The organism is Kluyvera fluvialis, assembly GCF_059725275.1.
On the sequence record NZ_AP046142.1, the window covers coordinates 85,778 to 108,697 of the forward strand.

Here is a 22,920-nt window from a genome sequence, read left to right on the forward strand (position 1 = left end):
GCTTGCGTGCCTGGAGAATCTATTATGTCTGATTTTGACCCATCTACACTGGCCAGCCAGCTCGCAGGCTATGACATTATTGCGCTGCAAACCTCGATCGCGAAACAGACTAAAAACCTGGATGCGCAGACCAAGGCGCTTACGTCACTGCGTACCGCACTGACGACATTCCGTAGCTCTATTACTGCACTGAACTCGACCAGCGCCAGCGTGCTGAAAAACTCCGCGACCATGAACCAGGAAGGTATCGCGACAATTACCGCCAGCGCGAGCGCTAAGAAGGGCACTTACAGCCTTAACATCACCCAGTTGGCGACGGCTCAGCAGAAAGGGTTTGAAGATCTCGACGATGACGCGATTAAAAACGCCACCGGCACGCTGAAAATCAACCTTAATGGCGAAAGCATTGAAGTGGACATGGATGGCCTGAACAGCTTGTCCGATTTTGCCGATGCGATTAACAAAACTGACTTCCCAAGCGCGTCGAACTCCACCACGGCAACCACTGGTCAGAACGGCATTACCGCCTCGCTGATGCGTATCGACGGCAAAGTGTCGCTGGTAATGAACAGCGACCAGAGCGGCGCGAAATACGATATCCAGATGGATACCAGCGGCATGACCAGCGGGCAGAACATCTTCGATAAAGAAGAGATCATTACCACGGGTAAAGATGCGCTGTTCACCATCGGCGACTCCACCAAGGTTTACTCCAGCAGCTCTAACACTCTGGATAACCTGGTTGACGGTGTTTCCATCAAACTGACCGGCACTACCGACGCCAACAAGCCGTTGGTTATCTCGGTTGATACCGACACCACCGAAACCAAAGCCCAGATGCAGGCGTTTATCGATGCCTATAACACGTTGCGTGACACCGTTTCTGGGCTGACTGCGACCGGCGGCAGCTCTGATGACCGTGGTGCGTTTGCGGGCGATGCGGGTATCTCTTCACTGACTAGCGAGCTGAGCAACCTGCTGCGCGGCACTTTCGGTGATCAGAACATGAGTAAGTTCGGTATTTCCGCAGATAAAGACGGCAAGCTCAGCATCGACTCCGACGTGCTGGAAGAGCAGCTCAAAAACGACCCGCAGACCGTAGCCCAGTTCTTTAACGGCAACGATGGTCTGATCAAGTCGATGGATAAATCGCTGGATAAATACCTCAGCTCCAGCAGCGGCCTGCTGAAAGGGCGTCAGGAAACGCTCGATCGCCAGCAGACGGAAATCGACAGCAAAACCGAAAAAATGAACGCGCGTTATGAGTCCTCGTTTAACCGCTATCTCAAGCAGTTTACGCAGCTCCAGTCACTGATGACGCAGATGAACAACACCATGAGTATGTTTAGTTAATTCAAAGGGAAATTCCTTCAATGTACGGTAACGACCAGGAAGACTTCGGCCTGTATCAACAATCCGATCTGGCGATTCAGGCCGCAGCAGCCAACCCGCACCAACTGGTGCTGATGCTGTTTAACGGCCTGATGGATGAGCTTGTTCGCGCGAAAAGCCATATCGCCGCGCAGCGCTTTGAGCGCAAAGCACAGAGCATCAATAAGTGCATCGACATCCTTAATGCACTGACCAGCGCGCTGGACTTTGACAAAGGCGGTGAGCTGGCGCTGAGCCTGGCGAATTTGTACGACTACTGTGTCTATCGTCTGTACGACGCGAGCCACAACCTGTCGGTGGAAAATATCGAACAGGTAGAAGTGATTCTCGGCAATATCCAGGAAGGCTGGGAAAAAATGGGTCAGGCGGCATGAGTACGTTACATGCCATCCAGACGCTGACTCAGGCTCTACGCCAGGCGACGGAAGACCATAACTGGCCAGCCGTGGTCAACGTGGATGCCAAAATCGCTGAGCTACTGACCGCCCTCCAGGGGAAATCTCTGGAGGCGTCAGAGCAACAGGCGCTGGATGCCTTGAAAGAAACGCACCGACAGGCTCGCGAATACTGCCAGGGGCAGAGCGACATGTTGGCTGCCAAGATGAGCCTTGCGGCACGCAACCGAGAAGGGGCGTCAGCCTATGCGCTATTTACGGATGATGAGGGGATGCGCTGATGGATATTCTTAACCTTTCTCAAGGCTCACTGAACGGTTCCGGCCTGCCGATGCAGGCTGAATCGATTGTCGGGCAGACGGGCGAACAAAACCCAACGGGGTTTAGCGATGCGTTGCTTAACGTGATTGACGCGCTGATGGTCGGTCAGGGAATGCAGCCAACGCGTGATATCACCGTCAGCGCACAGCCGCTGTCGCTGGATGACGACGACGATAGCAACGCTGATCTGCACTCGTTGGGCGATACGCTGCTAAAAGACAACTCACAGCAACAACTGCTGGAAACGCTGCTGATGACCAGCCAGATGCCGACGCAAAGCCCGCACGACTTTGGTATAGCGCAGCAGCCGGACGACATGCTGATGGCGAATAGCCAGCCGCTGATGGCTTCGCAGACGCTGTCGATGGGCCTTGCGCCATCGCTGTTGCAACAGAATCTGGCGGCGCCAACCGGGGCTAATCCCATCGGGGTTAACGTGGCAGATTCTGCGGTGAACTCGCTGCCAACCAGCCAGCCGGTGGCCCCGACTCTGATGACCGCAATGACGCCGGTAACGCCGATGGCTACGCAAACGACAGACGCTATTCAGCCGTCTGGCGTGGTCACGTCGTCACCGTCAGTACCGACCAGCACACTCAAGATGGACCCAGAGCCATCGCGCTGGAGCGAGCAGTTACAAACCGCGCTCGGTGAGCGTTTACAGGTGCAGGTGAAGAACCAAATCCAGCACGCCACCATCCGTCTTGACCCGCCGGATATGGGCAAAATCGATATCTCGATGCAGGTCGATAACGGGCGTGTGCAGGTGCAAATCAACGCCAGCCATGCCGACGTTTATCGCGCACTACAGCAGACCAGTAACGACCTTCGCCAAAGCTTAACCGAGCAGAACTTTGTTCAGGTTAACGTGCAGGTGTCTTCCCAATCCGGGGGGCAGCAGCAGGGCAAAGGACAACAATTTGCCGAACAGCATAACGCCATTCAGACGGGCGCAGAGATAGCGGCCAACGCATCGGCCTCACAGGATCGCCAGGCTGACGATTCGGTATTAATGACGGTTTAAGACAACACACATATGAATGCAAAAACACTCTCTTTTGGTCTCATTATCGCGCTTGTCACCGCCATGCTGGCGGCTGGCATGACGGTGGTGGGAACCCATTTACTGCGCATGGACGAAGCGACCGGCAGTAGCTTTTTATCTGGCATGTTCTCCAGCTCTTCCAAAGAGTCAGTGGAGTTCGTGGAAATTAAAAACGTGGTTATCACGTTAAAAGGCAAAACACAGAAAGAACGTTATTTGCTGTTGGAGCTGAACCTGGCGACCAACGGCCCGGAAGACTCGCGTCGCGCACAGGACATGATCCCCGCAGTGCGTGGGGCGACGGTGAGCCTGCTTTCTGACCTCGACTACGACGATGTGCGTGCGATGAGCGTCAATGAACTGCACGACAAGCTAATGGCCGCCTATGCCGCGCGCTTTAGCAGCCTGAAGATGAGCGTCCCGTTTGAAGACGTCATCATCAGCAAAATGGTTTTCCAGTGATAGATAAGCCGCAATGGAAATGATGGACTTTATTGCGAGTGACTCCTTAACCCCGGCAGACGAGGCGCGCTATATCAGCGCGTATCTGCCGTTGGTTAACAAGATAGTCAAACAACTCGCGTACCAGACCAGTAGCGTTATCGACCGGGAAGATATGGAGCAGATTGCCCTGATGGGGCTGCTGACTTCGCTGCGCCGCTATGGACACCCGGACGAACAGTTCGCCGCCTATGCCGTACAGCGTATTCGTGGTGCGGTACTGGATGAACTGCGTCTGCTGGATTGGCGTCCGCGCCGACTGCGGCAGAAGACTCACAAACTGAACGACGGTATCCGCGAAATTGCGCGTCAACTCGGGCGGACGCCTGGTTTCGAAGATATCAACCGCCATCTGTCGATTACCGCAGAAGAGTACCAGGAATATCTATTGCTGGACTGCGCCAAAACGATAGAGAGCCTGGATGAGCTGTTAGGCAATGACGTTCACGCAGGTGCGCTGGACAGCCGTCCTCTGGAAGACGAAGTGGTCGTCAGCCGGACGCTGCGCAGCGCATTAGCCGCGCTTGATGAGCGTGAACAGCTGATCCTGACACTTTATTACCAGCATGAGATGAGCCTAAAAGAGATTGCGCTGGTACTCGATTTAACCGAGGCCAGAGTGTGTCAGCTCAATAAAAAAATCGCCCAAAAAATTCAGTCTTTTTTCGAGAAGTGAAAGGTTTATGCAGAAACTCTTAGGTATTGTCATCATCATGGGATGTGTGGTCGGCGGCTTTTTAATGTCCGGCGGCCAACTCTCTTCTTTCTGGCAGCCGGGTGAAATTATCATCATCCTGGGGGCTGGCTTTGGGGCGATGGTTCTCGCCAACCCGCGTGCCGTTCTGGGGGAAATGTACCGCCAGTTCCGTGGCATCATGCGCAAAAATGAATACACCAACGAATACCAGCGCCAACTGCTGATGCTGCTGTATGAACTGTTGGAACTGGTGCAGGACGGCGGCCTGAAGGTGCTGGACGAGCACATCGAAGCGCCAGAAAACAGCCCGCTGTTCCAGAAATACCCGTTAATGCTTGATGACAAAGCGTTAGTGACGTTTATCTCCGATAACTTCCGCCTGATGGCGATGGGCAAGATTAACGAACACGAACTGGAAGGGATTCTGGAGCAAGAACTGGGGGCGATGGAAGAGAACCTTCTGCAACCATCCCGTTCTTTGCAGCGTACCGCAGAAGCGATGCCTGGCTTTGGTATTTGTGCGGCGGTACTGGGGATCATCATCACCATGCAGTCCATCGACGGTTCTATCGCGGTTATCGGCGTGAAAGTGGCGGCGGCGCTGGTTGGTACATTCCTCGGCGTATTCTTCTGTTACTGCCTGATGGACCCCGTAGCGAACGCCATGGAGCAGCGCACCAAAAAACAGATCTCGGTACTGGAGTGTGTACGTACGGTGCTGGTGAACCACGTTGCGGGTAAACCGACCCTGCTGGCGGTGGATGCGGGGCGTAAAATGCTGCCGATGGACACCAAGCCGACATTTGCCACGCTGGATGGTTGGGTAAACCAGATGATTGGTGAATCCTGATGCGGGGCCGCAATAAAGAACATACCACTATCATTAAACGCTCCGCGCGCAAAAGCCATGATGCGATGCACGGCGGCGCGTGGAAGGTGGCCTTCGCCGACTTTACGTTGGCGATGATGGCGCTGTTTATGGTGCTGTGGATTATGGGCGCGGTCACGGAAGAAGAGCGTAAAGAGATAGTCTCGCAGCTACACGGCGAGTCTATTTTTGAAGGCAACACCATTAACCCTATCACCCAAAAAGACGGCAGCGGCGGTCAAATTACGGTGATGGGCGGGCGTAATGGGCAAAACGACGAGCAGAACACCACCACACCGGCTCAGGCGCAGGCACAGGCTCAGGCACAGGCAAAAACGCGTGCTGAGCTAGCGCAGCAGTTGGGTAACACGGAAGGCGTCGATGCAGTCAACGCCCGTTCCAAAAACGAAATTGAAGACCTGGCGCGGATGATCATGAAGATTACTTCCGCCTACGATGCGCAGGCCAACCTGAAAATGGAAATTGTGCCGCAGGGGCTGCGTATTCTGGTGACTGATGACCAGAAGCGCGAAATGTTCCAGCGTAGTAGCGCGATTCTGACCCCATTCTTCAAACGTCTGCTGACCGAGTTCGCGCCTGAGCTGAACAAGATAGACAACAAGATAATTATCACCGGTCACACCGACTCAACCCGTTTCCGCGACCAGGATCTGTACAACAACTGGAACTTGTCCGGTGAGCGTGCGATGCAGGCGCGTAAAGTGCTGACGCGCAGCGGTCTGGACCCGAACAAGATCTTGCAGGTGAGTGGGATGGCAGACCAGATGCTGCTCGACCCGAATAACCCGCTTAGCTCCGCGAACCGTCGTATTGAAATCATGGTACTGACGCGCTCAGCCAGCGACACGCTATATCAGTTCTTTGGCCAGCACGGTGAGAAAGTCATCAAGCCGCTGACCGAAAAGCTGTCGAACACCCGTTAATCCGATAATTACAGCTGTGAAACGTTTCATCCTTCCTCTCTTTTCTGTACCTGTCCGGGCTTCCGTTGCCCGGCGGGTACAGCTTTTTTTTCTCTTTTTGCTGCTGACGCCAGGGAGCTATGTCAGCGCAAAACCTCAGCCTGCGAAAGCGCCTGAGGTACAAACCGACAGCGAAGCGAAAAAGCGCAAGCTGAACCGCGAACGGCTGATGGCGAAAGCCAAAAAGCGGGCAGTCGTCGTGCCGTTGACGCCGGAACAAAAGCGCCGCGATATTGCGCAAAAACGCGCCGAGCGGGCGAAAAACCGCGAAATGCTGGCGATGCACTCTCGCTGGAAGCCCGGCAATCTGGGCGGCTCTGAAACGCTGTGGAAAGACGTACAAGAAGACATGCAAGAGGAGATGGCGACTGCCAAACGCCTCTCGCCGAAAACGACCGCCAAGCTGCGCACGGTGCTGCACCGACTGGAAAGCCAGCTCGGCAAGCCCTACCTGTGGGGCGGCGTTAGCCCACGCGATGGTTTCGACTGTAGCGGGCTGGTGTTTTATGCCTTTAACCACGTGCTGGAGCGCAAACTGCCTCGCACGGCGAACGGCATGTATCAGGACAACAACCTGAAATCGATTCACCAGAGCCGCCTGAAACAAGGCGACCTGATCTTTTTCAACATTAACCAACGCCCTGGCGCTGACCATGTTGGGGTGTATCTGGGCGATGGCCGATTTATCGAAGCGCCGCGCACCGGTCTGAATATTCGTATCAGCCAGCTATCCGATAAATTCTGGCAATCACATTATCTTGGCGCACGCCGTGTCCTGACGGACGACGCAGCGCTGTAAAAAAACCTTTTAGATTGAGAACGTAACCATGACTGCAACCCGTATGAAATTTGCCATTGATGATGGCTCTACTAACGTAAAAATTAGCTGGATTGAGAACGGTACTCTGAAGACCGTGGTATCGCCGAACTCATTCCGCAAAGACTGGAAAAGCGCCGCGCTGCTGCGTGGGCAGTCGGTGTACAACTACACCATCGGCACGACCAAATACACCTACGATGCGACCTCCGATAAAGCGTTATCCACCACGCATATCGACTACCAGTACGACGACCTGAACCTGCTGGCAGTGCACCACGCGCTGCTGCTGACGGGCATGACGCCGTGCGACGTTGAAGTTATCGTCACGCTGCCTATTACCCAGTTCTACAACCCGGACGACTGCCAGCGCAACGAAAGCCGCATTGAAGCCAAGCGCCGCAACCTGATGCGTGATATTTCGCTGAACAAAGGTGAACTGTTCCGCATTGTTGATGTCCAGGTAATGCCAGAAAGCCTGCCTGCGGCGCTGTCTCACCTGCTGAACTCCAACGTCACGGAATTTACCAAATCGCTGGTGATCGACTGCGGCGGTACGACCCTGGATATGGGCGTGATCGTGGGTGAGTTTGACGATGTTTCCGCTATCTACGGCAACAACGAAATTGGCGTGGCGATGGTGACTGACGCCACTCGCAAACTGCTGGCGGCTGCCGACAGCGACTCCAGCTATCTGGTGGCGAACGAGCTGATTAAGCGCCGTCATGACATGGAATTCGTGAAAAGCGTGATTAACGATGAATCGCGCATTGACGAAATTCTTGAGCGCGTGGAGATCAAAATTCAGGAACTGGGCGACCAGGTGGCCTATGAAGCGAAGAAATTCGCGAAAAACCCGAACCGCGTATACCTTGTGGGCGGCGGCGCGCACCTGATTGAATCCGCTGTTCGCCAGACTTACACCACGCTGGGCGACCGCGTAGTGACCATTGAAAACCCGCAGAGCGCACTGTCCCGTGAAATTTGCCTGTACCATGCAGATTCCGGCGTGGAGACAGTCGCCGCTCCGCACATGGCAGAGGTGGGTGACGATGAGTAACAGGCACATTCGCCGTGTTAGTCTCTCCCTGCATTTGTCGCCGGAACACTCGCGCGCAGATTTGCGCGCGATGCTGCAACTGAAGAAATGGCATCAGGAACTTAACCAGGCGGGCACGAATCCTGGCGATGCTAATATGGAAATGCGTCGCTTCCATCGCAACGTCTACCTTGCGGGGCTTCAGCTACAACTGCTGAACCCGCAGCTTTGTAGCCACGTTGCCGAGGCGATGGGCCGCGAGAAGTTAACGCTCGATGAATTGTGCCGTGAACTGGTCAATGCCGAGCTGTTGCCCGGCACGACCGCCGCTGCGCCCGTTGTTGAAGCGCCAGCGCCCGTGGCTGAGCAACTGGCTCCGAGCGCAGATTTCAGCAAACAGCAGTTGCGCCAGATGCGGGCGCTGATGTCGGAAGCGCTGCAACGCCAACCGGCTCCGGCCTCCGCGCCTGTGGCGGTCGAGCCAGATGAAGCGATGGTCAAAGAGCTGACGCAGCTCAGAAGTGAGATTGGCCAGCTTAAGACCTTGCTCAACCAGCAAAACCTGTTGTTACAACAGTTGCGTATGTCGGGCCGCACCGCTGCGCCTGCCGTGGAGAGCAGCAAAAACGGGCAAATGGAAGAACTGGAGTTAAGTTCCCTCGGTGCTCCGGCGCAGAAGATGAAGCAAATCCGTCAGAAAGGGATTTTTTAAGGCACGATTAGGCTACGTTTTTTGCGGCGTTAAATGGGGGGGCTGAGACAAATTTATCATCGCCAAAAGTTTGATAGCGCCCTGGACTGGCTCATTCATCGATACGCGAAGATATTGGGCTAACAGCCTATTTAATTCCCTCCGGGTGCTTAAGTTTTCAGCTGCCTGGTCGCTTTTGGGGGGAAAGTTTTGATATGCGAGACCGGTATGGAAAAGAGTACGCATTACGTTATTCGCTGTGTTGAAGATGCTAAATTCGATGTCGGTATCGATTTTGTGATTCAGCCTATTTTTGATTTATCCCACTTCGTTTGCATTGGCGGCGAAGTGCTGGTGCGCGGTACGCATCGCCGCAATGTGGTTCCGCCTGCTGAGTTTATCCAACAGCTTGAAGAAAACGGCGGCATTGTGGAGATGGGCTATTATGTCATGGAGAAAGCGCTGTCGTTTATCGCCAAAAAGTCGGTTGATATGCATGAAGAGTACATGTACACGCTGAATATTTCGGCGGTACAGCTTAACGACGCTGACTTTGCCTCTCATGCGCTGAGTATCGTCACCCGTCAGAACCTGAGCGCGGGTCAATTGGTGTTTGAAATTACCCATAGCGCAGTGCCGCTTACCGACGTGGCGCGGCAGAATCTACAGCAACTGCAAGACGGCGGCGTCAACATTGCCTGGGATGGGATTGGCACGCTGGACGCACTGCAAGAGCGGTTGGCGTTCTGGGAGCCAGACTACATCAAGCTGGACAGAAGCTGCCTGGCGCGTGGCAAAGAAGCCGCGACAGAGCAGATTCTGCAAGCGATTGCCGAATACGATGCCGATGTGGTGATTGAAGGCGTCGAGAACTACAAGCAGATTTCGAATATGCTTAAACAGGGCGTTAAGTACGGCCAGGGTTATCTCTTTTCTCGCCCGCTAAGTAAGGACACTTTTCAGCGTGAGTATATGCAGCATCAGCAGACGCAGTCTCGAGCGTCTCATGCGCACCGTTAAGTGAATCGCTGGGTACGGTTGTCCAGCGAGATGGAATCAATAAAGAATGTACAAAAAATACGCGGGTAAAACGAATCTCAAAAACTATGTTCTTGTGAGCCTGGTTTTTGTCGCCTCTGCCGTGTTGGCGGTATGGCTGACGTTTTACACGGTAAAACAGCAGTTGAATGCGCAAATCACACAGCAGACCGTGCCTATTCGTACGTCCATTGAAAACCTGCTGGATGAGACGCGCAAAGCGGCAAGGTTGGCGGAAAGCTGGACGGGCAAAGAGTGTAGCCGCCAACTGGAAAGCCAGCTTAATGCTGTGATAACCCGTGAACTGCGGATGTTGGTCGTCAACTTGCTTAAAGGTGACCAGATTTACTGCTCCTCGTTGCTGGATAACAAGGGCGACCAGGTCAATCTCCATTCTTACAATGCGCTCGGCGTGAAAATTGATGATTCCAACCGTTCGGCGGGCGTCCCGGCGTTTTCGTTGTACCAACGATTTGCGCACGGCGGCATCGTGGTGTCGGCGGATTTACGCTACCTGTGGGGGATTATTGGTAGCAGCAGCAACAACGACGCGCGCTTTGCGCTGTTGGTGAACAATAATCTGTTGACGCAGAAAGGCATTGTTCACGGTGCGGAAGCACAGCAGCAGTTGGCCGGATACGACGCGCGTTTTTCAACCGATCTGTATACGCTGGTGTGGCGCTCGGCGGGGGTTAATGATATCTGGCGGGCGCTGTTCGGCTCGTGGTTTTATCTGCTGATTATTATCACCCTTCCGCTGGTGCTCACCGCGTTGACCTGGCTGCTGCTGACCCGCCGCCGCTCGCTGTATCAGTACCTTATCAATGCCGTACATGATGACGATATCGTGCCGTACTATCAGCCTATCGTCTGTGCCAGCAGTAATCGGGTGGTAGGGGCAGAGATCCTTGCCCGCTGGGATCACCCGGAAATTGGTTTTATTCCGCCGGATATTTTTATCTCGGTGGCGGAAAAAACGCAGACTATTGGCCTGATGACTGAAAACCTGCTCAAGCGGGTGATTGCCGATTGCCAGCATCCTGACAATGCGCTGCCGAAAGGGTTTATTTTTAACGTCAATATCAGCAACACCCATCTGACTTCCAGTGACTTTTGCGCCTTCGCCAGTGAGTTTGGCGCGCGCTTTAAAACGCTGGGGCAACGGCTGACGTTTGAGTTTACCGAGAACGAACAAATTGAGCTTAACGATGACCTGATGCACAAGATCAAAGTGATCCGCGACAGCGGCATCGCTATCTCGCTGGATGATTTTGGTACGGGTTTCTCGAACCTTTCGTGGATATCGAGCCTTAGCCCGGACAGCATCAAAATTGACCGCATGTTTATTAACCAGATTTCGCCGGATGCCTCTACGCCGCTGATTAACTGTGTTATCGATATGGCGAAACAGATGGGGATTAAAACGGTGGCGGAAGGGGTTGAGCATGACTATCAGGCCGCGTGGTTGCAGGAAAATAACATCGATTACTTCCAGGGCTACTACTACTCCAGGCCATTGCCATTCAGCGATTTTATGGCCTATTACCGCCATGATGCGCTGAAACAGTATCTGCGGAAAACGCCTTCTCAGGGCTAATGCTGGTCCGTTAAGCGTGACATTTGCTGGCTAGTTAAGCGCTACATTCCGTTCACCTGATGTTTTGTGGAACATGAAGCACCTGTTCCTGTGAACGGGTCAAGGGGGACTGCCGAGTCCCCCTTAACAATCCCCTCGGCCCCGCAGGGAAATCGGTGCTTCGCACTGCGCTCGCCTGCGAAATCCAGCCTGTGGCACGGCGAAACTCGACTTCCTGTCTCGGTTCGCCTCAGCCCGCCATCCCTGGCGGTCTGACCTTGTCTTCCTTTCTCCGGCTCGCCGATTTCAAGCGGGGACTCATCGGTTTCAGCAACACAGGTTGTCAATTCAAAGAGCGCAACGAGCGGCGAGACTAAAAGTAGAACTTCCCTTGACTGATAACCATGACATCTCAGAGCGACACTTCTTTACAGCACTAAAATGATTCCGCTCGTAAGATAATCCTCATGAATTTATGAGGTGATGATGATCAAACGACTGCGAGAATTTGGCGTGCTGTTGCTGCTGGCGATAGTGCTGATAGCGGGCATCGACTACGTTCGCAAACCGACCTTGCCGGAGAACTTCGCCGGTACTTCCCTTCAAACGCTGGATGGCAAAACGGTTGATTTCGCCGCGCTGAGCGAAACGCGCCCGCTGCTGGTATACGTCTGGGCCACCTGGTGCGCCGTGTGCCGCTACACCACGCCGTCGGTGGAGAAACTGGCCGCGCAGGATGGCAACGTTGTCAGCATCGCGTTGCGCTCCGGCGATGACCGCCGTCTGGCGCAGTGGATGCAGAAAAAACAGCTCACGATGCCAGTGGCTAACGACGCCAGCGGCGCTTTGGCGAGCCACTGGCAGGTCAGCGTTACGCCCACGCTGGTGGTGGTTTATAAAGGCCAACCGGTTGTCGCAACGACCGGCTGGACGAGTTATTGGGGCATGAAACTGCGCCTGTGGTGGGCTGGCCTGTGGTGATCTAGCCGCTTAATAGGTGACGTTGATAGTCACCGTGTCGGCATAAGAATCTGGCTTGTAGTTGGCGCTGGGGGCAACGGCATAGACCGTTCTGTTGACCGCAAGCCCCGTGCCGTTGCCTGAGACTAAATTAGTTGTGCCATTGCCCCACGCAAGGCCGTTAACGCCCGCCGTTGAATTCAACTGATACGCGACCTGGTCGGTGTTGGTGATGGGGGCGGTGGTGCTTTTCATCACGCCGCTGCCAGTCGTACTGTTATTGGAGGGCGAAAGGCCAATGGTGTAGGCGGTGGTGTTCGTGCAAGCCATCGTGAAGGTGTTGCTGGCGGTGATATTGGTTTGTGAGGCGCTGACGTTTGAGCCGAGATTGATATTGTTAGCCGCGCTGACGTTGCACTGCTTGTTGACGGTGGCGGTAACGACAATGGGCAACGCGACGGCGGAGGTGGCGCTACAGGTGGTGGGGGCGGCTATCACGGATCCATTCACGGAAACATAGGCGACCGCTGAGGAGTAAGTATCGGTATATGTCCCGGGAATCGCGCTGCTTTGCCCTGCGGGAAGCGTCGCGTAGACCGTCAGGCTGCCTGATACCGACGTCAGATTTAACAGGTTCATGTAGTCTTTTGGCGACGTGCCGCTGCCACCCCCTTCATTGCCCCAGATAATTCTTGTGCCGCCGGAATCCTGATAATAGAGCTGATAATTAAGCGTTGCGCCGCTGGGGCCGGTCATTTTTCGGCTATTAATCGTGTTGCTGCCCGTCGCGCCAATATTGAAGCAAATGGTATACCCTGCCAGCAGATCCACCAGTGGGGTTTTGGTGCAGGTGTAGTTAAAGGTTATTGAAGTGGTGGAATCCGCCGTGGCGAACGGGTTAACCACGCTAAAGTTGACGTTGGGAACCGCGCTCAACGTGCAGCTTACTGCGAAGCTTTTCATGGGGAAAAAGCACAGCCCAGCCAGTAAAATCAGCACTCTTAACCACATCATCTTGCTCCTGTTATTGGCACGTTAATGGGCCTATCTGCGGAATATCACGCGCGTTGCGGGGATAGTCGAACTGCGCTGTGCAATGGCCTGTTTGGCTGGTTACGTCCAGCGTGTTATGCATTTTCAGCGTGTCGAAATAGACCATGCCATCAAAGCCCACTATTGCGTTTTGCCCGCGAAGACCATTCAGCGTGGCGGTCGCCCCTTCGGGAATCACCTTGCCCTGCGTGTCTTTCAGCACAATCAGCGCGGCGCGCACCGGCCTGACGGTAAAGTTCACCAGCGTGCCGGAACGATCGGCGGGGATCGCCACCGCATTGACCGGATCAATACGCATATTGGCCGGGAGGTTTAACGGGTTGATGCTTATCTCGTTTTTCTGATAGCTGTTCAGCGGCGTAACCAGCAGCAGGCCGCTACTGTTGCTAGTGCCGATAGGGTTATTTTGTAGCTCGATAGGCACATCGGGGATGCCATCTGTCGATACCACGGCAAAGCCGTTGTTGATAGATTGCGCGGCAAACAGGCCGCCGCCCATCATCACCAGCGCGCCGTCTGCCCCAGCGTAGGCCGACTGGTTACCCGGCAAACGGCTGTAGCCGCCGTACACTTTGCCGTAACGCCCTAGATAGCCCAGCTCGCCCTGGCCGTTTTGCTGTGAATCCTGTTGATTGAGCGCCAGGTTCCAGCCCCAGCCGCCATCGGATGGCTGCGTTTTGCTGGCGTTGAGCTGATAGCTCATTTGGTCATTGCTGCGCTGCACGCTGGTGCTGGCGCTGATGTTGTTCTCAAACGACACGCTGAGCATCAAAAACAGGCTGCGATCGTGGCTGTCATCAATGTTCTGGTTTAGCCCTGCGTTGAGGTACACCCTGTCTGTTAATGCCTTATACCAGTTGGCATTGGTATAGCGCGCCGCCTTTTCGCCCGGATAGCGTAGCTGAATATAACCGACGCTAAAGCCGCCAAAGCTGTCGGTGCTGTAGCCAACAATACTGCTGTGGTTTAGCCTCGGCGGAGCCTGGCCGTAACGGGTGGCGACGTCGTGGTAATCATTGGCGGTAGCAATGGTCGAGGTGTTGAAGCTAAAGCGGTTATTGCTCCAGCGATAGCCCAGGCTGTAGAGCAGGCCGTTTTTTCCGGCGTCGGTGCTCATGGCAAGCGCTGTGGAAATCGTCCCGCTGCTGCTTCCCGGTATCCAATCGCTGCCGAAACCGGCGTTAACCAGCCGGTCAGACGCCTCGGCGTGCCCGCTGGCGGTAAAGCTATTGCTAAAACCGTGCCGCCAGGTGGCGCTAAATGCGGGCGTGCTGGCGTAATCAAACGACGCATAACCGTAGTTATTGCGCACCACGCCGACCTCGGCAGACCAGGAGGTTAGCCCTTTGCGTAATAGCGTTTGGTCGTTATAAAACGAAAAGTTCTGCACCGTGGTTTTGCCCAGCGCATCGGTCATGGCCACTTGTGCATTGCCCGCGCCGTTAATATTCGGCAACGTATTGATTTCAAAGTTGCCCGCCGGGACTTCACCGTTGTAATACTTCACGCCGTTCATATACAGCTCCACGCTTGAGGGCAACGTGGCGGAACCAAAAAACGACGGCAGCGGCGTTGTCGGGGTGTAGGGCTGTAGGCTGTAGTCAGTGCCCATTTGCAGGCCAGCAATACGGGTTGAGCGTGACCAGTTCAGGGCGCTGGTGAGCGTATCGCCTAGCGTCACGCTGAGCACCTGGTCAGGGAAAGAGGAGCGCCAACTGGTGTCGAGGCGGGTCATACCGTTTCCCTGGCTGAAGTCCTCGCTGTTGCTGGCGTAGCGGGCTATCTGGGTTGAGCTGAGCACGCCAACGGCGCTGAAAGCGCGCAATTCGGAGTAGGCGTTGGCGAAGTTGCTTGAGCTTTGTTCCTGCGAGGCGTAGAAGTCATAATTCAGCAATAGCCCCCGTGATGTGGTCGCCTCCGGGCTGCTGAGATCTTGTTGATTAACCTGGGTTGTCCCCATATCCAGCAGCGACAGCGGAGCCATTAACGTCAGCGTTTGCTCGTTAGCGTCGTAATCGACCTTCAATTGGGGGATATCGTTCAGGCTGACCGGATCGGGCGTCTGCGGAGGGATACGCAGGCCGATTTTGCGCAGGCTATTGGCGCTGGCATACAGCTTATTGTTGTCGAAACCGAAGTGCGCCAGCCCAACTGGTGTCTGGTTTAAGGTGACGTCAAGATACAGGTCTATTCCGACCAATGGTTGGCTATCTGAAATTATCCCATCCTGCGGCGAAGGCGTGTTTTTCATATCCGCAGACGCGCTCCCCGCTATAAATAACACGTTGAATAATAATGAAATTAAAAGACGGTTGCGGCCGCTATAACGCTTGTAGCGTTTTTTTACCATTGACCGTTACTTCAAGCTTTCCTCCCTCGCCCCCATTAGCCGCGCTGGTGGGCAAATCCCAACGCATTGTCGAGCCGGGCAGCACATAGCCTAAAAGCCCGGGAGTGATATTTTTTCGGCTGCCTGCCGCTGTGATTATGCTGACTTCGGACAGTTGAGCGTGCCCGTCGCCCTGATTATTGACCTCCAGATAAGCGCGCCCGCCGCTACGCTGAATCTGCCAGCGTAATTTCGCGAAGGTATCCGTTGCGCCCGGAGGCTGAATAAAAACAGGGACGGAATAATGCAGGACAAACTGGAGCGTATTTTTCTTGAGATTTGAGGGCGGTAATTCGTTAATCGACAGGCGATAAGCATCTTCCACGGTGGTGGGCGGCCCGGTGCGAATCACGCGGATGAGCTGTCGGCCACCCGGAGGCAGCGTCAGCATCGGCGGGCTAATCACCAGCCCCTGCGAAGCGGCGAGTTGGTCGCTGTAGCCGCTTTGATTCCAGCTAAATACGCGCACCTGGGCGTTAATGGGGCTATCGCTAGAGTTGCTCAGCCAAATCCCTTCTGCGCGCTGGCTGGTTTGTAAATTCAGGCTCACCGGAGTGACCTGCAAACCACCGGCGACGGCTGCGCTGCTCATCAGCGCAATACCGCACAGGCAGGCAAGCGCACGCTTTTTCCCGTTCATATCGCATCCCTGAGTCAATAGTTAACGTTGATTGTGACGGTATCGCTGTAGTTATCTGGCGTGAAGTTGGCGCTGGCGACGACGGCGTGAACCGTGACGCTTTGGGGAAGGCCGTTCCCGACGCCCGCCACCCCGTTACCCACTACGGATGCGGTAGCGGTATTGCCCCACGGTTTAGTGCCTGCCGCGTCCTGGTTCAACTGATAAGGCACTTTGTCGGTATTGCCGGTAGTTCCGGCCATAGCACCAGAGCCGGTGGTGGTTCCGCCATTACCTGACGAAGGCGCCAGGCCAATATTGTAGGGCGTTGTTTTTGAACACGTGACGTTCAGCGTGGTCGTGCCTTGCACATTGGTGGCGCTGGCAAGCGAAGAGGGAAAAATCAGCGGCGAAGGCTGCGCAACCGAACAGGCGCTTTGAATAGTAATTTGTACCTGGAATGTATTTGTCGCCAGCGCAGCATACGCCGCAGGCGTTATTGCGAGCGCCAGACTGAGAAAAATGAACTTTGTAGATGTGTTCATAGTTTTAACCTCTACAAGGATATTATTTTCCTTAATAAAACAATAACGTATGAAAAAATCGTCCCTAGTATAACTGTAGGATAGGTAGCAAAATTCCGCCAATTTGCCTTAAGGCATTTTTATTAAAAGTAGTACCTGCATCACCTTATTTATAGCGGTTAAACTGCCGTTGCGATAAAAAATTATCGGAAATGAGTAAACCGCAATACTTTATAGGTGTAATTATTAGTCTTTAATTTATTCGTGTATTTAAGCGCTGCTGATTAATATTGTTAGAGTGGCTAAAATAATCAGAAAATATATTCTTTATAAATTTGCGGGTATTCATGGTCTATTTTTTTTTCGATATCTTATGAGCCTGCATAAAAACAAAAAACCTGACCTTTGGCTTCCACCAAAAAGTCAGGTTTTGTTGCTCGTGCCAACGGGCTTAGAACATGCGGAAGCGGTACTCGATGATCACTTCTGATGACAGCGTATGGGTGCGCGTGTAGCGTCCATCCGTCAGTACCGGGGTTTTACCGCTCATTTTGTACGACCAGCCAGGGCCAAACATCGCCCACACCGTCAGGTTATTGAGCATCGGATCGGTCGGCGTCCAGCGGCTGAAGGCGTTGATTTCGCCGGTGCGCACGTGGTTACCTTTGTAATTAAACTGCGCAATGTTGCCAACCAGACCAATGGCTAAGTCTGGCGTCAGTTTGTAGTCGGCCATATTCGCCAGCACTAATTCGCCATCGCGCAGGTAATCGTCGCCTGCATAAGCCATCGAGATAAATGTCCCGCGTGAGTTTTTACTCATATGACGCGGATAGAAGCCCACTTCGTTCGCTTTTTTAGCATCGGTGTAGCCGATACCGAATTTGTTGCTCCAGCGATCGGTCTTCCAGGTGGCATCGAGGGCGAAGTGCCAGGCGTTGTTGTCAAAATCGCGCTTGCTGGCGGGCATTGCGGTGTATTCATCCAGCGCATGAGTGGCGTAAACCTGCGTACCAATATTCAGCCGGTCAATAGGCCTGAGGTTGGTGAACAGCAAATGACGGCGTAAATAGTTGTCGCTCTCGCCGTAGCCGTACTGCACGTCCAGGTGCTGGCTTTTCCACAGCAGATCGCCGCTGGCAAGGTGGTTAATTTTGCGACCGGTGTTGGTCTGGAACTGTTTTTTATCCGGCGAGTTACGATCCATCGAGTTTTCGATGTATGCCCCGCGCAGGGTTAGATTTCCGTTGTTCACCCCGCCGCTGATACCAGAGTAAGTGGTCGGTGACAGACGCGTTGAGGTGGAGATAACCCCGTAATTTTTCAGCACCTGCCAGCCCCAACGGGCGTTGAGATGGGTGTCGGCGATGTCATATTTCAGCTTGATATTGCGTTGGCCGAATTTAGAAAAACCTTCAGCATTGCTTTTTTTATTGCCAGTGCCGTTGTTATACAGCACACCACGCGAGTTAAAATAGTCGCTGGCTCCTAATTTTACTGCGCCATAATACACCGCATCGACACCAATAATGTCGGCAAAATAACCAGATTGATATTCAAGCGCGACGCCCTGGCCCCATGCGTTATGCACGTGTTTCGGGTTGGCGTTTTCTTCCTTGAGATATTTCCAGTAGTTTTTTAGCGACAGCGTCATGTGCGAGTCACTAAAAAAAGGATCGGCGGCCAGTGTGGCAAGCGCACTATTTTGCTGTTGTGGCTGATTGTTTTCCGCTGCCGATACGGTTACGGAGATGCCGAGCGTAATTAACGCCGCAGCGATACGCGTCAGATTCATGTGTTACCCCAGAATAGGGCTGTAGTCGTGCCTTACCGGCGAAGGTAATAACGAGCTACAGCCAAAAATGATGAATGAAAATCGTTAATTATTGGTCGTTGAGCGCTTTTTTCCCGGCTTCAACGTATTTCAGTGTGCCGATTTCCGGTACGGAGTAGTGACCCTGTTTGTAGACTATTTTCACGACGGCGGCGTTAGCCAGGGGTTTATTTTTAGCCGGATCGTCAGTGAGGTCGGAAATCATAATTTGCATGGACGTACCGGAAGAAATCGCCAGGACGTTTTTATCGCCATTAGCTTTGGCATTTTCAACGATGGTGTTCAGTGCGGCCTGAGTGCGCGCTTTTACCTGCTCGTAGTTTTCCGCCAGCCCTTTTGGATCCGCCTTTGCCAGCGCGTTTTGGTTATCGCTGACCGGCAGTTTACCGGCTTTCATCGCGCTAAATAGCGCCGCGCCGTCGGCCAGGCCGAGCTGGTGTGCTCCGGCATCGGCCATATCTTTGTTCATGCCGCCTTCAAACCCGCCGAAGAAGGCTTCACGCAGGCCAACCAGTTCATTCAGTTGATAATCTTTAACGCCCGCTTGTTTTAAAATAACGGCCATAGTTTCACGCTGACGCCCGGCATCGCTGGAATAAAAACGATCAAATGGAATACCTTTCAGGCCTTCACCCAAATAACGGGCAACGCGAATACCGTCTTCTGTCAGTGGAGAATCTGCCCAGCCCTGAACACGATCGAACGTATTAAATAACGTTTTGCCATGACGTGCAAAATAGATATTAACCGTGTCGTCAGAGGTTGCTTTAACATTATTCTCCGCCATTGCGGTTGGCACGGTAGCCGTACTCGCCACCACCATTAATGCCATTATCCATTTTTTCATTTTATATTCCGCCTTTTGCCGTTTATCAGAAAACAAAAAAACCCACGCCATATTCGTGGGCGATAATATCGCTCGCGAGGTCTGTCGTAGGTTTTGCCTGTGAAATACAGTAACAATCCAATGGCGGCGAAGATAGCATTAACCTTGTGGAATAACATCCCATTTTTAATCGTGAAATGAATAACTGTGATCATCTTCATATCTCATGCTGAATATAAAATAATGCGCAGGGCGGGGTGGTGGTCATTTTATTTATTGAGCCGGGTCACAGAAAATAACCATTCCCTCTGGACGTGAGTCGTCGTAAAGCGTATTTTCGTTGTCATCCTGGGATTGTTACTGAACGCAGGCAAAACCTAAGATACTTGTTGCAGCAAAGCTGTAGCCGGTGTCTTAGGTTTTTTTTTGCGCCGAATTCAGGCCCAGCTACCACACAAGGAGCAACGATGAAAACCACGACCCTCGCAGCCGCACTGCTTTCCGCCTTTGCGTTTACCGCCCAGGCGGCTCCTGCGCCGCTGAAGATTCTGATTGTCAACGATGACGGCTGTGAGTCGCCGGGCAGTATCTCCCTGCAAGAGAAGCTGGCGAGCAAAGGCTATGACGTTTGGATGGTTGCGCCATCGACCAACCAGAGCGGCGTTGGCTCGGCGATTACCTTTAAAACCGGCAAGCTGTTTGATGTCAAAAAAGTGGCCGACAAACGTTATTGCTTCCCGGGGACGCCAGCCGATGCGGTGGATTTTGGCCTGTGGGGCGTGCTGAAAGACACTCCGCCGGATTTAGTCATTTCTGGCGTGAATGATGGCCCGAACACCGGCATGGCGCAGGTGAACTCCGGCACAGTCAGCGCTGCGGTTCGCGCGGTACGTTACGGCGTGCCATCCATCGCCGCCAGCATTGGCTACATCTTTACCGAAGATGAGATGAAGAATAAGTGGCCGAGCACGCATAAATACTGGCCGGATTCCGTGGATTATGTCGTGGGTGTTGTCGATACGCTGAACGGCAAACGCACTGCGGGTGCGCCGCTGCTGCCAAAAGGATCTGGCCTGAGTATTAACTATCCGGCGCTGGCGAAAACAGAGATTAAAGGCGTGCACTACATCGGCAATGAAGCCTTCCCAACCCCACAAATCGGCTACGAGCTGATGGCCGACGGCAAAGCGAAGCAGACCATGAACCCGGCGTCGTTGACGCCTGCGCTGGATGACACCGATTCCGGCTGGCTGAACAAAGGCTATATCACCTACACCGTGTTTGACGGCCAGTGGAATGCCCCACAGCTTCAGGCGCAGTACGAAGCGCTATTAGGGAAATAACAGGGGCGGGTTCGCCCGCTGCACCGGATAAGGATTGTCACTGCATTGGCAGGCAAAACCTGACGCGCCGTATACCGGCCGCGCCCGGCGCTCAGGTTTTTACAGATAACGGGAATGAATATGAAATACGAACAATTGGCCAGCGATATTCTGAGCCACGTTGGTGGCCGGGAGAACATCAACAGCCTGGTGCATTGCGCCACTCGGCTGCGTTTTAAACTGAATGACAACAGCAAGGCCGATGCCGAAGGGCTAAAAGCTAACCCAGGCGTGATTATGGTGGTAGAGAGCGGCGGCCAGTTTCAGGTGGTGGTCGGCAACCACGTTCATGACGTCTGGCAAGCGGTGTGCCAGGCCGCAGGCTTGAGCGACGACACTCCGGCAACGGCAGAAAAGAGCGCGGATAAAAGCGGGCTGCTGGCAAAATTTATCGATATGGTGTCCGGCATTTTCACGCCGTTTCTTGGTGTACTGGCGGCAAGCGGGATTTTAAAAGGCTTTCTGGCGCTCAGCCTGGTGGGCGGTTGGCTGACCGAAAGCAGCGGCACATGGCGCATTTTATTCGCCGCCAGCGACGCATTGTTCTACTTCTTGCCGATTGTCCTCGGCTATACCGCCGGTAAAAAGTTTGGCGGCAGCCCTTTCCTGACGATGGTTATTGGCGGTGCGCTGGTGCACCCGATGATGCTGGAAGCCTTCCAGGCCAGCGCCAGTGGCGCGACGGAGTCCTTCTTCGGCATTCCGGTGGTCTTTATCAATTATACCTCGTCGGTTATCCCGATTATCTGTGCTTCCTGGTTCTGCTGCTGGCTGGAGCGTCAGTGCAACAAGTTCATGCCGTCGGCGGTGAAAAACTTCTTTACCCCTCTGGTGTGCATCGCGGTGACCGTGCCGTTGACGTTCCTCGCCATTGGGCCGCTGGCGACTGGGCTGGGCGAACTGCTGGCGGCGGGTTTCCAGGTGGTTTATCAGTTTGCGCCGTGGCTGGCGGGCGGTATTCTCGGCGCGGTGTGGCAGGTCTGTGTGATTTTTGGCCTGCACTGGGGGCTTATCCCACTGATGATGAACAATATGGCGATACTCGGCCACGACCCGATGCTGGCGATTCTGCTGCCTGCGGTGTTTGGTCAGGTGGGGGCGGCGCTCGGTGTGTTCCTTAAAACGCGCGATGTGCGCCTGAAATCGCTGGCTGGATCGGGCGCTATCGCCGGGGTCTTTGGTATCACCGAACCGCTGGTCTATGGTGTTACATTGCCGAACCGTCGTCCGTTTATTTTTGGCTGCGTCGGCGGCGCGCTGGGCGGGGCGATTATTGGCCTGAGCCAGAGCCAGGTGTACTCCTTTGGGCTGGCGAGCATCTTTACGCTGGCGCAGATTATTCCATCGAGCGGTATGGATGCCACGGTATGGGGCGCGGTTATCGGCGTGGCGGTGTCATTTATTTTCGGCTGTGTTATGACGCTGATTGCCGGTTTACCCGCGGTGGCAGCACCGCAAAAACAGGCTGCGCCTGCGGCAACGTCGGTGGCTGCGGTGGCCGGTGATGATGACATCGTGGCCCCGCTGAGCGGTGTGACGCTGCCGCTGGATGAAGTGCCTGACCCGACCTTTTCTAGCGGTGTGATGGGCGCTGGCGCGGCGATTATCCCTGCCGAAGGGCGCGTTGTCGCGCCTTTCCACGGCGAGGTTGCCTCGCTGTTTGTCACCCGACACGCCATCGGCCTGCTGAGCGATAGCGGTATCGAGGTGTTGATTCACGTCGGTATCGACACCGTCAAACTCAACGGCGAGCACTTCACCGCCTATGTGAAAGAGGGCGATAAAGTGAAACCCGGCGATCTGCTGATTGCGTTCGATCGCGACGCCATTCTTAACGCGGGCTACGACCTGAGTACGCCAATCATTATTAGCAATAGCGACGACTACGCCGGGCTTGAGCCGATGCACTCGTCCCCTTACGTCCATGCGGGTGAACCTTTCCTGCATGTTAAACGCTGAAATTTACGGAG

Annotated in this window: 22 protein-coding genes; 16 read left to right on the forward strand and 6 right to left on the reverse strand. The window is 54.1% G+C overall.

All coding sequences use genetic code 11. The annotated features are described in order from the left end of the window. Positions 1-24: 24 nt before the first annotated feature. The 14 genes from fliD to AC6I4B_RS00500 all read left to right on the forward strand — a co-directional run bounded on the left by fliD (position 25) and on the right by AC6I4B_RS00500 (position 12,344). Complete coding sequence (gene fliD, locus AC6I4B_RS00435) at positions 25-1,353, forward strand: flagellar filament capping protein FliD (protein ID WP_497768675.1); 1,329 nt, start codon at positions 25-27, stop codon at positions 1,351-1,353. 20 nt (positions 1,354-1,373) lie between these two features. Next, on the forward strand, positions 1,374-1,766 hold the full coding sequence (gene fliS, locus AC6I4B_RS00440) for a flagellar export chaperone FliS (protein WP_497768676.1): 393 nt from the start codon (positions 1,374-1,376) through the stop codon (positions 1,764-1,766). Next, complete coding sequence (fliT, locus tag AC6I4B_RS00445; protein WP_497768678.1) at positions 1,763-2,068, forward strand: flagellar protein FliT; 306 nt, start codon at positions 1,763-1,765, stop codon at positions 2,066-2,068. Before fliS ends, fliT begins: the two co-directional genes overlap by 4 nt. Continuing rightward, entirely contained in the window at positions 2,068-3,132 is a 1,065-nt protein-coding gene (locus AC6I4B_RS00450; protein WP_497768679.1) for a flagellar hook-length control protein FliK, read from the forward strand. Before fliT ends, AC6I4B_RS00450 begins: the two co-directional genes overlap by 1 nt. Before the next feature lie 12 nt (positions 3,133-3,144). Further along, a complete protein-coding gene (locus tag AC6I4B_RS00455; RefSeq protein WP_497768681.1) occupies positions 3,145-3,615 on the forward strand; it encodes a flagellar basal body-associated FliL family protein in 471 nt (156 codons plus the stop codon). Positions 3,616-3,634: 19 nt separating this feature from the next. Continuing rightward, positions 3,635-4,330 (forward strand): FliA/WhiG family RNA polymerase sigma factor, encoded by a 696-nt coding sequence (locus AC6I4B_RS00460; protein ID WP_497772300.1) that lies wholly within the window; start codon positions 3,635-3,637, stop codon positions 4,328-4,330. Positions 4,331-4,337: 7 nt separating this feature from the next. After that, the gene (gene motA, locus AC6I4B_RS00465; protein ID WP_497768682.1) at positions 4,338-5,201 is read left to right on the forward strand and encodes a flagellar motor stator protein MotA; all 864 of its coding nucleotides are present in this window, start codon (positions 4,338-4,340) and stop codon (positions 5,199-5,201) included. Next, complete coding sequence (gene lafU, locus AC6I4B_RS00470; RefSeq protein ID WP_497768684.1) at positions 5,201-6,163, forward strand: putative lateral flagellar export/assembly protein LafU; 963 nt, start codon at positions 5,201-5,203, stop codon at positions 6,161-6,163. The genes motA and lafU overlap by 1 nt, the downstream gene beginning before the upstream one ends. A 16-nt stretch (positions 6,164-6,179) precedes the next feature. Next, the gene (locus AC6I4B_RS00475; RefSeq protein WP_497768686.1) at positions 6,180-7,001 is read left to right on the forward strand and encodes a C40 family peptidase; all 822 of its coding nucleotides are present in this window, start codon (positions 6,180-6,182) and stop codon (positions 6,999-7,001) included. Between the two features lie 28 nt (positions 7,002-7,029). Further along, a complete protein-coding gene (gene parM, locus AC6I4B_RS00480; protein ID WP_497768687.1) occupies positions 7,030-8,079 on the forward strand; it encodes a plasmid segregation protein ParM domain-containing protein in 1,050 nt (349 codons plus the stop codon). Then, a complete protein-coding gene (locus tag AC6I4B_RS00485; protein ID WP_497768689.1) occupies positions 8,072-8,770 on the forward strand; it encodes a hypothetical protein in 699 nt (232 codons plus the stop codon). The genes parM and AC6I4B_RS00485 overlap by 8 nt, the downstream gene beginning before the upstream one ends. 207 nt (positions 8,771-8,977) lie before the next feature. Continuing rightward, positions 8,978-9,769 carry an EAL domain-containing protein gene (locus tag AC6I4B_RS00490; RefSeq protein WP_497768691.1) on the forward strand — a complete coding sequence of 264 codons (792 nt, stop codon included), beginning with the start codon at positions 8,978-8,980 and terminating at the stop codon, positions 9,767-9,769. Positions 9,770-9,815: 46 nt separating this feature from the next. Beyond that, positions 9,816-11,384, forward strand: a complete 1,569-nt coding sequence (locus tag AC6I4B_RS00495; protein ID WP_497768693.1) for an EAL domain-containing protein — start codon at positions 9,816-9,818, stop codon at positions 11,382-11,384. 462 nt (positions 11,385-11,846) lie between these two features. Continuing rightward, positions 11,847-12,344: a protein disulfide oxidoreductase gene (locus tag AC6I4B_RS00500; protein ID WP_497768694.1), complete on the forward strand. Its 498-nt coding sequence runs from the start codon at positions 11,847-11,849 to the stop codon at positions 12,342-12,344. Between the two features lie 9 nt (positions 12,345-12,353). Here AC6I4B_RS00500 and AC6I4B_RS00505 read toward each other — a convergent pair whose 3' ends face one another. The 6 genes from AC6I4B_RS00505 to AC6I4B_RS00530 form a co-directional block, all read right to left on the reverse strand. Further along, complete coding sequence (locus AC6I4B_RS00505) at positions 12,354-13,337, reverse strand: Csu type fimbrial protein (protein WP_497768696.1); 984 nt, start codon at positions 13,335-13,337, stop codon at positions 12,354-12,356. 10 nt (positions 13,338-13,347) lie between these two features. Next, positions 13,348-15,627 (reverse strand): fimbria/pilus outer membrane usher protein, encoded by a 2,280-nt coding sequence (locus AC6I4B_RS00510; RefSeq protein ID WP_497768697.1) that lies wholly within the window; start codon positions 15,625-15,627, stop codon positions 13,348-13,350. 70 nt (positions 15,628-15,697) lie between these two features. Further along, positions 15,698-16,405 carry a fimbrial biogenesis chaperone gene (locus tag AC6I4B_RS00515; RefSeq protein ID WP_497768699.1) on the reverse strand — a complete coding sequence of 236 codons (708 nt, stop codon included), beginning with the start codon at positions 16,403-16,405 and terminating at the stop codon, positions 15,698-15,700. Between the two features lie 14 nt (positions 16,406-16,419). Beyond that, entirely contained in the window at positions 16,420-16,929 is a 510-nt protein-coding gene (locus AC6I4B_RS00520) for a Csu type fimbrial protein (protein WP_497768700.1), read from the reverse strand. A 430-nt stretch (positions 16,930-17,359) separates the two neighbouring features. Then, positions 17,360-18,703, reverse strand: a complete 1,344-nt coding sequence (locus tag AC6I4B_RS00525) for an OprD family outer membrane porin (RefSeq protein WP_497768701.1) — start codon at positions 18,701-18,703, stop codon at positions 17,360-17,362. An 88-nt stretch (positions 18,704-18,791) separates the two neighbouring features. Then, positions 18,792-19,589, reverse strand: a complete 798-nt coding sequence (locus tag AC6I4B_RS00530) for a histidine phosphatase family protein (protein ID WP_497768702.1) — start codon at positions 19,587-19,589, stop codon at positions 18,792-18,794. 446 nt (positions 19,590-20,035) lie between these two features. On the opposite strand from AC6I4B_RS00530, the gene surE reads away from it, so the two are divergent. Both surE and bglF read left to right on the forward strand, forming a co-directional pair. Continuing rightward, a complete protein-coding gene (gene surE / locus AC6I4B_RS00535) occupies positions 20,036-20,911 on the forward strand; it encodes a 5'/3'-nucleotidase SurE (RefSeq protein ID WP_497768703.1) in 876 nt (291 codons plus the stop codon). A gap of 120 nt (positions 20,912-21,031) precedes the next feature. Continuing rightward, entirely contained in the window at positions 21,032-22,909 is a 1,878-nt protein-coding gene (bglF, locus tag AC6I4B_RS00540; protein ID WP_497772302.1) for a PTS beta-glucoside transporter subunit IIABC, read from the forward strand. Positions 22,910-22,920 lie beyond the last annotated feature (11 nt).

Excerpts from the sequence above, each read along its gene's own strand:
- motA (WP_497768682.1), top strand. The coding sequence starts at position 4,338 with ATGCAGAAACTCTTAGGTATTGTCATCATCATGGGATGTGTGGTCGGC.
- AC6I4B_RS00525 (WP_497768701.1), bottom strand. The coding sequence starts at position 18,703 with ATGAATCTGACGCGTATCGCTGCGGCGTTAATTACGCTCGGCATCTCC.
- AC6I4B_RS00455 (WP_497768681.1), top strand. The coding sequence starts at position 3,145 with ATGAATGCAAAAACACTCTCTTTTGGTCTCATTATCGCGCTTGTCACC.
- AC6I4B_RS00450 (WP_497768679.1), top strand. The coding sequence starts at position 2,068 with ATGGATATTCTTAACCTTTCTCAAGGCTCACTGAACGGTTCCGGCCTG.
- AC6I4B_RS00490 (WP_497768691.1), top strand. The coding sequence starts at position 8,978 with ATGGAAAAGAGTACGCATTACGTTATTCGCTGTGTTGAAGATGCTAAA.
- AC6I4B_RS00500 (WP_497768694.1), top strand. The coding sequence starts at position 11,847 with ATGATGATCAAACGACTGCGAGAATTTGGCGTGCTGTTGCTGCTGGCG.
- AC6I4B_RS00460 (WP_497772300.1), top strand. The coding sequence starts at position 3,635 with ATGATGGACTTTATTGCGAGTGACTCCTTAACCCCGGCAGACGAGGCG.
- AC6I4B_RS00485 (WP_497768689.1), top strand. The coding sequence starts at position 8,072 with ATGAGTAACAGGCACATTCGCCGTGTTAGTCTCTCCCTGCATTTGTCG.
- fliD (WP_497768675.1), top strand. The coding sequence starts at position 25 with ATGTCTGATTTTGACCCATCTACACTGGCCAGCCAGCTCGCAGGCTAT.
- fliT (WP_497768678.1), top strand. The coding sequence starts at position 1,763 with ATGAGTACGTTACATGCCATCCAGACGCTGACTCAGGCTCTACGCCAG.
- lafU (WP_497768684.1), top strand. The coding sequence starts at position 5,201 with ATGCGGGGCCGCAATAAAGAACATACCACTATCATTAAACGCTCCGCG.
- AC6I4B_RS00510 (WP_497768697.1), bottom strand. The coding sequence starts at position 15,627 with ATGAAAAACACGCCTTCGCCGCAGGATGGGATAATTTCAGATAGCCAA.
- AC6I4B_RS00505 (WP_497768696.1), bottom strand. The coding sequence starts at position 13,337 with ATGATGTGGTTAAGAGTGCTGATTTTACTGGCTGGGCTGTGCTTTTTC.
- bglF (WP_497772302.1), top strand. The coding sequence starts at position 21,032 with ATGAAATACGAACAATTGGCCAGCGATATTCTGAGCCACGTTGGTGGC.
- parM (WP_497768687.1), top strand. The coding sequence starts at position 7,030 with ATGACTGCAACCCGTATGAAATTTGCCATTGATGATGGCTCTACTAAC.
- AC6I4B_RS00530 (WP_497768702.1), bottom strand. The coding sequence starts at position 19,589 with ATGAAAAAATGGATAATGGCATTAATGGTGGTGGCGAGTACGGCTACC.
- surE (WP_497768703.1), top strand. The coding sequence starts at position 20,036 with ATGAAAACCACGACCCTCGCAGCCGCACTGCTTTCCGCCTTTGCGTTT.
- AC6I4B_RS00520 (WP_497768700.1), bottom strand. The coding sequence starts at position 16,929 with ATGAACACATCTACAAAGTTCATTTTTCTCAGTCTGGCGCTCGCAATA.
- AC6I4B_RS00515 (WP_497768699.1), bottom strand. The coding sequence starts at position 16,405 with ATGAACGGGAAAAAGCGTGCGCTTGCCTGCCTGTGCGGTATTGCGCTG.
- AC6I4B_RS00495 (WP_497768693.1), top strand. The coding sequence starts at position 9,816 with ATGTACAAAAAATACGCGGGTAAAACGAATCTCAAAAACTATGTTCTT.
- fliS (WP_497768676.1), top strand. The coding sequence starts at position 1,374 with ATGTACGGTAACGACCAGGAAGACTTCGGCCTGTATCAACAATCCGAT.